The sequence below is a fragment of the uncultured Gimesia sp. genome, from assembly GCF_937910335.1.
Lineage (GTDB): Bacteria > Planctomycetota > Planctomycetia > Planctomycetales > Planctomycetaceae > Gimesia.
The window spans coordinates 1-8,089 of sequence record NZ_CALEMX010000291.1; the positions used below are offsets into that span (position 1 = coordinate 1).

At 46.1% G+C, this 8,089-nt stretch carries 6 protein-coding genes and 1 tRNA gene; 4 read left to right on the forward strand and 3 right to left on the reverse strand.

Going from position 1 to position 8,089, the window contains the following annotated elements:
* Nucleotides 1–135: 135 nt before the first annotated feature.
* The gene (locus Q0668_RS11805; protein WP_298864661.1) at nt 136–1,149 is read right to left on the reverse strand and encodes an aspartate-semialdehyde dehydrogenase; all 1,014 of its coding nucleotides are present in this window, start codon (nt 1,147–1,149) and stop codon (nt 136–138) included.
* A gap of 480 nt (nt 1,150–1,629) precedes the next feature.
* On the opposite strand from Q0668_RS11805, the gene purD reads away from it, so the two are divergent.
* The 4 genes from purD (at nt 1,630) to Q0668_RS11825 (ending at nt 7,045) form a co-directional block, all read left to right on the forward strand.
* The gene (gene purD, locus Q0668_RS11810; RefSeq protein WP_298864664.1) at nt 1,630–2,901 is read left to right on the forward strand and encodes a phosphoribosylamine--glycine ligase; all 1,272 of its coding nucleotides are present in this window, start codon (nt 1,630–1,632) and stop codon (nt 2,899–2,901) included.
* A gap of 47 nt (nt 2,902–2,948) precedes the next feature.
* Entirely contained in the window at nt 2,949–3,710 is a 762-nt protein-coding gene (locus tag Q0668_RS11815) for a 2-phosphosulfolactate phosphatase (protein ID WP_298864667.1), read from the forward strand.
* 75 nt (nt 3,711–3,785) lie between these two features.
* The gene (locus Q0668_RS11820) at nt 3,786–5,453 is read left to right on the forward strand and encodes a glycine--tRNA ligase (RefSeq protein WP_298864670.1); all 1,668 of its coding nucleotides are present in this window, start codon (nt 3,786–3,788) and stop codon (nt 5,451–5,453) included.
* A gap of 53 nt (nt 5,454–5,506) precedes the next feature.
* Nucleotides 5,507–7,045 (forward strand): FAD-dependent oxidoreductase, encoded by a 1,539-nt coding sequence (locus Q0668_RS11825; RefSeq protein ID WP_298864671.1) that lies wholly within the window; start codon nt 5,507–5,509, stop codon nt 7,043–7,045.
* A 56-nt stretch (nt 7,046–7,101) separates the two neighbouring features.
* Here the strand turns inward: Q0668_RS11825 and Q0668_RS11830 are convergent.
* Nucleotides 7,102–7,172, reverse strand: a tRNA-Gly gene (locus Q0668_RS11830).
* A 63-nt stretch (nt 7,173–7,235) separates the two neighbouring features.
* On the reverse strand, nt 7,236–8,089 hold an 854-nt coding region (locus Q0668_RS11835; protein WP_298864674.1), incomplete at its 5' end, for a hypothetical protein.

Genomic DNA, 8,089 nt, shown 5'->3' on the forward strand with positions numbered 1-8,089 from the left:
ACAGAACAGTTCACCATCCTGGTAATGGAATTCAGTCATTGTGTTGCCTTTACATATTGAACTTGTAGTACGTGGGCTGACAGCCGGATGTCAAAAAATAAGAAATCTAACTCAGGGAAAAATCGAGTCTCTTATTTAAGTCTCTGCTTTATGTTTTGCGAGTAGCTCTGCAATTTGAACGGCATTGGTGGCAGCTCCTTTGCGTAGGTTATCGCTGACGCACCAGAAACTGAGGCCATTCGGATGAGAGATATCGCGGCGGATGCGACCTATATATACTTCATCACTGCCATCACAGCTGGAAGGGAGCGGATACGAAAGTTTTTTCAGGTCATCCACGACAGTGATTCCGGGGAAATCCTCAAATAACTTGCGGGCTTCTTCGGGCGAGATTGGTCGTTCTGTTTCGACTGTGATTGTTTCACTGTGACAATTGGCAACGGGAATTCGCACGCAGGTCGGATTAATTTGAATCGAGTCGTCTCCCAGAATCTTGCGGGTTTCATACACCATTTTCATTTCTTCGCTGGTGTATCCTTCTTCTTTCTCACTACCAATTTGGGGAATTGCGTTGAAGGCAATCGGATGTGGAAAGATCTGGTACGAAAAATCTCTACCATCCAGATGGGCCTGTGTGCCTTCCATCAGGTCGCTGGTGCCGATAACTCCTGCTCCACTGGTTGCCTGATAGGTACTGACGATCACTCTACGAATAGGAGAGGCGTCGTGCAGAGGTTTGAGGGCCATGACCATTTGTGTTGTCGAACAGTTGGGGCTGGCAATAATTCCTTTCGCATCGAGGGCTGCTTGAGGATTGATTTCGGGAATGACTAACGCCACATCCGGTTTCATTCGCCAATAGCCAGATTCATCAATTACAATTGCGCCAGCTTCAACCGCTGATGGCAGGAATTCTGCTGCGATCTCATCGGGAGTAGATGAAATGACAAGCTCTACTCCTTTGAACGAATCATGGGTTAATTCTTCCAGTGAGTAGGTTTTACCTTGGAATTCCAAGGTTTTACCAGCGGATCTGGCAGACGCTAGAAAGCGGAATTGTTTGGCCTGGAAGTTACGTTCTTCCATAAGGTTCCGCATGATGTTCCCAACGGCCCCAGTGGCACCAAGGACGGCAACAGTATCAAACACGTTGATGTCTCCAGTTAGCTTGAAAGTTAAAAGTCTTTTATCAGATACACTTTAAGTCAATTACGACCGGAAATGATTTGAGAAAAATTCTCAGATCATTTATGAGAGCACTCAATCACTTTAGGACGACAGCCATTTGCCTGGTGTGGTTCATGTCGAGCGGATTCAGAAAAAATCTCCGCATGGAATTGTTGATTGAATCTCGCATTATAAGCTCTCAAGTTGATTTCGTCCAACTGTTGAGAAAATTCTATTTAGCTTAGTAGATCACTGAAGCAGTTTAGATTTGAAATCAACTTATTTACAGATACGCCTGAGACAGAAATCAGCTTTTTAGTATCAAACTGTAAAATTCGTTGAGCGATGCTACTAGGGGCAAAACAGTGCTGATATACTCCATTTTCGTTGTAACGTGCAATTCGTTGAAAATGAATGCCCTGAACAAAATAGAATATAAACAGCAAGCAGGTAACATACACGATGAAAGTTTTAGTGATTGGTCAGGGAGGCCGCGAACACGCCCTGGTTTGTAAACTGGCCGAGTCTAAAAGTGTCAGCCAGGTCTTTTGTGCACCGGGCAATGCCGGGACAAAGATTGATGCGACCAATGTCGATATCAATGCATCAGATATTCCACGGATATTGGCGTTTGCCAAAGAGGAATCGATTCGGTTGGCGGTTGTCGGTCCTGAAGTTCCACTGGTAGCTGGCATGGCCGATGCTTTGCGTGAGGCGGGCGTTGCCGTTTTTGGGCCTTCAAAAGCGGCGGCTGAACTGGAAGGTAGTAAATCGTTTGCAAAGCAAATGATGTGGAAAGCCAACGTTCCGACCGCGAAGTCAGAAACATTTTCCAACTTTGAAGCAGCCGAAGGCTTTCTGGAAGAACGCGAAGAGCAGCCACTGGTCATCAAGGCAGATGGATTGGCAGCGGGTAAAGGTGTTCTGATATGTGATACCAAGCAGGAAGCACGCGATGCCATTCAGTCATTGATGAGGATAAAAGAGTTTGGTGATGCGGGCGAAACGGTGATTATTGAAGAAAAACTGATCGGTCAGGAAGTCAGTATTCTGGCAATTGTCAGTGGGGATACGATTATACCATTGGAAACATCACAGGATCATAAGGCGGCCTATGATGGTGATTTGGGCCCTAATACTGGTGGAATGGGAGCTTACAGCCCTGCTCCGCTGGTGACTGAAGAACTCATGGATGAAATTATTGAAAAGATCCTGGTTCCGATGGTCAATGTGATGAAAACAGAAGAACGTCCCTTTAATGGAGTTCTTTACGCCGGTCTGATGATTACGAATCAGGGGCCCAAAGTATTGGAGTTCAATGTTCGTTTTGGTGATCCCGAAGCGCAGCCTGTTTTGATGCGTCTTAAGACAGATTTAGCCCAGCTGTTACTGGCTGCTGCTGAAGAGCGTCTAGACAGTATTGAGTCTCTAGAATGGGATGAGCGTCCGGCAATTTGTGTCGTAATGGCATCAGAGGGTTATCCGGGGGACTATGAAAAAGGTAAGGTGATCCGTGGTCTGAATGAAGCGGCGAAATTGGAAGATACAAAAGTGTTTCATGCAGGAACGACGATTCGCGATGATGAAATTGTCACAGATGGTGGTCGGGTTCTAGGAGTGACAGCGATTGGAGATACGATCGGTCAGGCGAAGCTGAAAGCTTATCAGGCGGTCAAATGCATCCGCTGGGATGGCGCCTGGTGTCGAAAGGATATTTCAGATAAGGCTCGATGAGCCAAATTTCCACGAAACCCAAGATTGAATGTCATCGTTAACAAACTATGCCTACTGAGATTCGAACCTGCTTATTACCTTTACTGTCAGAACCTGAGGACTTTTCAGGAAGCGTTGCAGTGATCCTGGATATTCTACGTGCGTCTTCCACGATTACGTACGCTTTAAATTCGGGAGCCAAGGCCGTAATTCCCTGTGAAGCTGTGGAAGAAGCACGTCAAATTGCTGAAGAGATCCGGCAAGCAGAGGGGGATCGGATTTTACTGGGAGGCGAGCGAAAAGGAGTATTGATCGAGGGGTTTGACTTGGACAACTCACCTGCCCGTTACTCTGCCGAAATTGTGGCAGGGAAAAATATTATTTTTACAACCAGTAATGGAACGCGGGCACTGAAACATGCTTTGAAGGCATCGCGGATTTTGATTGGTTCTTTGATCAATCTGGATTCCATCGTGAAAGCACTCAGCATTTCTGATGGATTAATATATCTGGTTTGTGCCGGGACTGATGGAAGTGTGACGGGTGAAGATTGTTTGTGTGCCGGTGCGATTGCTGCCGAGTTGCAGAAGTTGACGGATCAGGAACTTGTGATGGATGATTCGACCCGTATTGTTGTGGACTATTATCAGTCGCAGGATTCGGTCGAAAACGGGTTGCTGTCAGCGGTGCGTGCCAGTTTGGGAGGTCGAAATCTAATTCGGCGTGGCTTTGAAGAGGATATTCGATTATGTTCTCAGCGTGGCTTGATTACCGCTGTTCCTGAATACGATCACGAATCTGGGAAAATTTCGTTAACGACAGATATTTGATTGAGATTCGGTTCCCATTAAAATTATCACATATATTAAAGTGTCATTGACAAACGAGCTTGAAAGACCAATTCAATGAAAAAAGAGATGGAGAAAATTGTTGCGTTGTGTAAACGGCGTGGGTTCATTTTTCAGTCTTCAGAAATCTATGGTGGGCTTCAGGGTTTTTGGGATTATGGTCCTTTAGGTGTTGAGCTCAAACGTAATGTCAGAGAGGCCTGGTGGTCTGACATGATTACTACACATAATGAGCTGGTCGCTCCAGAAGGCGCTCCCAAGCCCTTCGGCATGACCGGTGTTGAAACGACAATCATTATGCATCCCAGTGTCTGGAAAAGTTCAGGGCATTTTGATTTGTTTCATGATTTCATGGTTGATTCCAAAGAGTCGAAGGCTCGTTACCGAGTGGATCATGTTTCCGTGGCCGTTGCATATGCTTCAGATAATACTCCGGTAGCCTGTGAGACATACATGGCGGATATCGGAGAAGAGGGACTTTCGAAAACGAAACGCAAACGTTTGGAAAAAGCACTTGTAGAATATGAAAAATCCCAAGGGTTGGATGCCAGCGAAACGCCACAGATTACAATCAGCAATCTGATGGAATACAGCAAAATGCTGAAAGAAGCTGACATTCCTGCTGAAGGGAAGCTGGAGGCAAGGTGTCCTGAAACAGGAGGGGAACTCACCGAACCGCGTGAGTTTAACCTGATGTTCAAAACGATCATCGGTGCGTTAGCAGGTGAAGAAGGCACGGCCTTTTTGCGACCTGAAACGGCGCAAGGGATGTTCGTGAACTTTAAAAATGTGATTGACAGTGGCCGCGTGAAAATTCCGTTTGGAGTTGCACAGATTGGAAAAAGTTTCCGAAATGAAATTACGCCGCGCAACTATATCTTCCGTTCCCGTGAATTCGAGCAGATGGAGATGGAATTTTTCTGTCATCCCGATGAATCGTTTGAATGGTATCAGTATTGGCGTGATCGACGGTATAGCTGGTATATCAAACATGGTGTTGCTGAAGAAAATCTAATTCTCCGTGACCATACTCCGGAAGAGAGGGCCCATTACTCTATTGGTACAGCCGATGTTGAGTATTCATTTCCTTTTATGGAAGAAGACGAATATGGGGAACTTGAAGGGATATCACATCGCGGTGATTTCGACTTACGTTCTCATATGGAAGGTAAGTTGGTACGTGAAGGCGATCAACTGGTGGTCGAAAAGAATGAACATGGTCAACCGAAATATAAAGGGAGTGGAAAAGACCTGACGTACTTCGATGATCAGACGCGTGAGCGATTTATTCCGCATGTGATTGAACCAGCCGCGGGTGCGGATCGGGCCACACTGGCTTTTCTTTGCGAAGCCTATTTCGAAGATGAGCAGCCCGATGAAAAGGGAAAGATGCAGACTCGAACGGTGATGCGGTTTCATCCCAAACTGGCTCCCGTCAAAGCAGCGGTTTTTCCATTGATTAAAAAAGCGGGCATGCCGGAAGTTGCGTCATCAATCTATCAGCGTTTGAAATCTGCCGGGATTCAAGCCGTTTATGATCAGCAGGGAGCAATTGGACGCCGTTATCGACGTCAGGACGAAATTGGAACTCCTTTCTGCTTGACTGTAGACGGTGATACAGAACAAGATAACTGTGTCACTTTACGTGATCGTGATACTCTGGAACAGGTGCGGATTCCTATAGACGATGTTGTGACAGAGATCCAAAAACGATTACAAGGCTGAGGAAATAGTCAGTCTGAGGAGATTTCAGATCTAATCATCAAGAGGAACCTGTGATGTCCAATAAAAATATGGACCGTCGAAAATTCGGGAAATACCTTGCTGGCAGTACGGCGGGGTTGATGACAGGGGCAAATATTGCATCTGCAAAAGATCCTGTAGCAGATGGTATTACTCGACCTTCTAATACGATGCTTCTTGATGGAGGGGGGCAATCTGTATGGAATTCGACAGCTCAACATGTTCGAACGAACGGCTGGATTTCTCCGGATGGCAAGGTTTTTCATGAAGCAGCCCGGAATATTCCCATTGTGGAAGAAGATGAAGTCATTGTTTGTGGAGGTGGGCCCGCGGGAGTGGCAGCCGCGCTTGCTTCAGCGCGGAGTGGTGCCAAAACCCGACTGCTCGAAGTGAATGGTTGTGTGGGAGGTGTCTGGACAGCGGGTGCTTTAACACTCATTATTGATGCCCAGAATAAGCCGGGGATCATGCGTGAAATTCTGAACCAACTCGAAGAACGAAATGCCAGCAATACATTGCCGAATGGGTCAGTCGCCTTCGATACTGAAAAAACGAAATTGCTTTTAGAAGATCTTTTATTAGAAGCCGGAGTCAAGATTCAGTTGCATACCCGAGTCGTGGGGGCTGTGACTGATATTAATAATCGATTGTCTGTCATTGTGACGGAATCCAAATCGGGTCGACAAGCCTGGCGGGCTAAATCATTTATTGATTGTTCGGGTGATGGTGACCTGGCTGCACAAGCAGGCTGTGGTTATGAATTCGGCCAGCCTGGAACCGGTCTCACACAACCAATGAGTCTGATGGTTTTGCTTACGGGAGTCACGACAGATGGGATCGCTCAGTTCATCCGTGGAGATGCGGAACCTCGCAAACTGGGGAACCCCAAGAAGAATCTGTTAGCCGAATTTAAACGAGCAGGTGTTGATCCCTCCTATGGTGGTCCGACGATTTTCCGTGTGCGTGATGGGTTGTATGCAATGATGGCCAATCATGAGTATGGCACTCTTTCAATTGATGCAGCACATGTCACCGATGCGACTTTGCAGGCACGACGGGAAGTTCATAAGCTGGTAAACAGCTTGAGGAAACTGGGTGGTCCCTGGACGAATCTCGAAATCGTCGCAACAGGCGAACACATTGGGACGCGGGAGGGTCGCCGCATCCGAGGACGTTATCATGTTACAAGCGAAGATCTAAAAAATGGTACGCGTTTTGACGATGCCATTTGCCACGTCCGATTTGGAATCGACGTGCATTCCACCAATCCTGATAAGACCAAGGCGATTGAAAAGAAACCATTCAAGTCAAAGCCTTATGATATTCCTTTGCGGGCATTAATTGCCCGGGATGTGAGCGGCTTGATGATGGCCGGGCGATGTATCAGCGGTGATTTTATCGCACACAGTAGTTACCGTGTCACAGGCAATGCCGTCGCTATGGGCGAAGCTGCTGGAGTCGCATCTGCGATTGCCGCCAAGACGGAAAAACTGCCTCACGAAGTCCCCTTCTCTTCAGTTTCAAAACAACTTGATCAGATTCGTTCTGGGATGACACAGCAGGTCAAGAGCTGACTTCTTATACCTGAATATTATGGAATCATGCTGAATTGCGTGGAAAAAGGCAGAAGAGCGGCTGAAGGGAATCGAACCCTCGTCTCCAGCTTGGGAAGCTGGGGTAATACCATTATACGACAGCCGCTGATTTCTCTTTTAGACAGACTAGGGCTCAGGCAGGTTCAGGTCAAGCGATTTCGTTGAAGAGTTAGAGCGGCGCGTCAAAGATCTTATTAAGTGATTTCGGCTGATCGTTAAAATCGAATTCGATGGCACTATTCATCGCCTGTAGAATGATTTTCTTGAACCGGGGATCAAAGTGCAATTGCAGAATCGTATCTTTAATGATGTTGTCTTTAAAGCCGATGGTGTTGCCCGTTTTGGCGTCGAGAATCTCGAATAATAAGGAGTAGCTTCTGGTCTTGGATTCAGTACGAATTTTACTCATGAAAATCAAAAATGGTAGTTGATATTGAGAAGTATTAATCCAGGATCTTTTTGGCAGGTTGCGACTCCAGAGCATTTTGCCAGACTTTTTGTCAATGCTGATTAAATCATTATCGACATGTACTACATTCAAAAAAGAGTCGCTGACAAAAAAATCATTGCGTGGAGAATGACTACGTGGTTTTGTATAAGAAAAGTTAAAGTAATATCGATTACTGTCTGAGAAGCCAATGAATTTATTCAGGTTCTTGAGGTAATCATCGGGTATGGTTGTTTCGACGATGGTTTCTCCTGTTTCTACATTCAATACGCGCAGCCGATTAGAAGGTAGTAAGATGGCCAGTTCTGTAGAGGAAATTTGTGTTGAAAATCCCGAATTTAAAACAGGCTCATCAAGCAGGAAACTGTCTGTCAGTGGATCCCATAGGCGTACGCGTTTTTCAGTTGTTGATGTCGTTTGGTAAAAAAGTTTTCTGCCGAAGACGTGCCGGGAGCGACTGTTTAAATCCAACTCGCCTTTTCGAATCAGTTCTCCTGTGATGGAGCTATAGACATCATAGTTTGTGCGGTTGATATTGAAGGCAACTACGGCTTTCTGGTCTCCAATCAAGCCTT

What these genes read in the sequence shown, in the direction of transcription:
- purD (WP_298864664.1), top strand. Translation starts at nt 1,630, where the DNA reads ATGAAAGTTTTAGTGATTGGTCAGGGAGGCCGCGAACACGCCCTGGTT.
- Q0668_RS11815 (WP_298864667.1), top strand. Translation starts at nt 2,949, where the DNA reads ATGCCTACTGAGATTCGAACCTGCTTATTACCTTTACTGTCAGAACCT.
- Q0668_RS11820 (WP_298864670.1), top strand. Translation starts at nt 3,786, where the DNA reads ATGAAAAAAGAGATGGAGAAAATTGTTGCGTTGTGTAAACGGCGTGGG.
- Q0668_RS11825 (WP_298864671.1), top strand. Translation starts at nt 5,507, where the DNA reads ATGTCCAATAAAAATATGGACCGTCGAAAATTCGGGAAATACCTTGCT.